The sequence below is a fragment of the Pseudoalteromonas sp. SR45-4 genome (assembly GCF_014163535.1).
Classification (GTDB): Bacteria; Pseudomonadota; Gammaproteobacteria; order Enterobacterales; family Alteromonadaceae; genus Pseudoalteromonas; species Pseudoalteromonas nigrifaciens.
In genome coordinates this window covers 1-1,650 of sequence record NZ_JACJDO010000076.1, presented here as the reverse complement: position 1 = coordinate 1,650, position 1,650 = coordinate 1, and the positions used below count along the sequence as shown (strand labels likewise).

Genomic DNA, 1,650 nt, shown 5'->3' with positions numbered 1-1,650 from the left:
GGTGATGAAGTTGCTGATGCCATACTTCCAGGAAAAGCCTCTAAGCTTCAGATTATATGGAATCGTACCCCAAACCGACACAGGTGGTCAGGTAGAGAATACTAAGGCGCTTGAGAGAACTCGGGTGAAGGAACTAGGCAAAATCGTACCGTAACTTCGGGAGAAGGTACGCTCCTATCTGTGATGAGACTTGCTCTCTAAGCGGACGGGAGCCGCAGTGACCAGGTGGCTGGGACTGTTTATTAAAAACACAGCACTGTGCAAAATCGCAAGATGACGTATACGGTGTGACACCTGCCCGGTGCCGGAAGGTTAATTGATGGGGTTATCCTTAGGGAGAAGCTCTTGATCGAAGCCCCGGTAAACGGCGGCCGTAACTATAACGGTCCTAAGGTAGCGAAATTCCTTGTCGGGTAAGTTCCGACCTGCACGAATGGTGTAACCATGGCCACGCTGTCTCCACCCGAGACTCAGTGAAATTGAAATCGCAGTGAAGATGCTGTGTACCCGCGGCTAGACGGAAAGACCCCGTGAACCTTTACTACAGCTTGGCACTGAACATTGAACCTACATGTGTAGGATAGGTGGGAGACTTTGAAGATGAGACGCTAGTTTTGTTGGAGTCAACCTTGAAATACCACCCTTGTAGTTTTGATGTTCTAACGTTGGCCCCTGAATCGGGGTTACGGACAGTGCCTGGTGGGTAGTTTGACTGGGGCGGTCTCCTCCTAAAGAGTAACGGAGGAGCACGAAGGTTGGCTAAGTACGGTCGGACATCGTACGGTTAGTGTAATGGTAGAAGCCAGCTTAACTGCGAGACAGACACGTCGAGCAGGTACGAAAGTAGGTCATAGTGATCCGGTGGTTCTGAATGGAAGGGCCATCGCTCAACGGATAAAAGGTACTCCGGGGATAACAGGCTGATACCGCCCAAGAGTTCATATCGACGGCGGTGTTTGGCACCTCGATGTCGGCTCATCACATCCTGGGGCTGAAGTCGGTCCCAAGGGTATGGCTGTTCGCCATTTAAAGTGGTACGCGAGCTGGGTTTAGAACGTCGTGAGACAGTTCGGTCCCTATCTGCCGTGGGCGTTTGAGAATTGAGAGGGGTTGCTCCTAGTACGAGAGGACCGGAGTGAACGAACCGCTGGTGTTCGGGTTGTCATGCCAATGGCATTGCCCGGTAGCTACGTTCGGAACTGATAAGCGCTGAAAGCATCTAAGCGCGAAGCAGGCCTCGAGATGATTTCTCACTAGAGCTATAAGCTCTCTGAAGGGCCGTTGGAGACTACAACGTTGATAGGCAAGATGTGGAAGTGCTGTGAGGCATTAAGCTAACTTGTACTAATTACCCGTGAGGCTTAACCATACAACGCCAAACGCGTTTTATGTGACAGTTCAAGCAAGAAGTTAATATGACTAAAGTAGATATTTACGCAAAGACTTAAAAAATATTATCAGATATTTTCCAAATTCAGTTAATTTGTAGTGATACGAATTAACGCCCTAATTTGCTTGGTAACAATAGCGTTTTGGACCCACCTGACCCCATGCCGAACTCAGTAGTGAAACGAAACAGCGCCGATGATAGTGTAGCATTTGCTATGTGAAAGTAGGACATTGCCAGGCTCCAAATTGTAGAAAGCCCGA

2 rRNA genes (1 of these 2 only partly in view) are annotated in these 1,650 nt (G+C 49.2%); both read left to right on the top strand.

The window, feature by feature from the left end:
- Positions 1-1,369, top strand: a 23S ribosomal RNA gene (locus H5058_RS18390) (it extends 1,590 nt beyond the left edge of the window).
- Positions 1,370-1,514: 145 nt separating this feature from the next.
- Positions 1,515-1,629 (top strand): 5S ribosomal RNA (rrf, locus tag H5058_RS17870).
- Positions 1,630-1,650 lie beyond the last annotated feature (21 nt).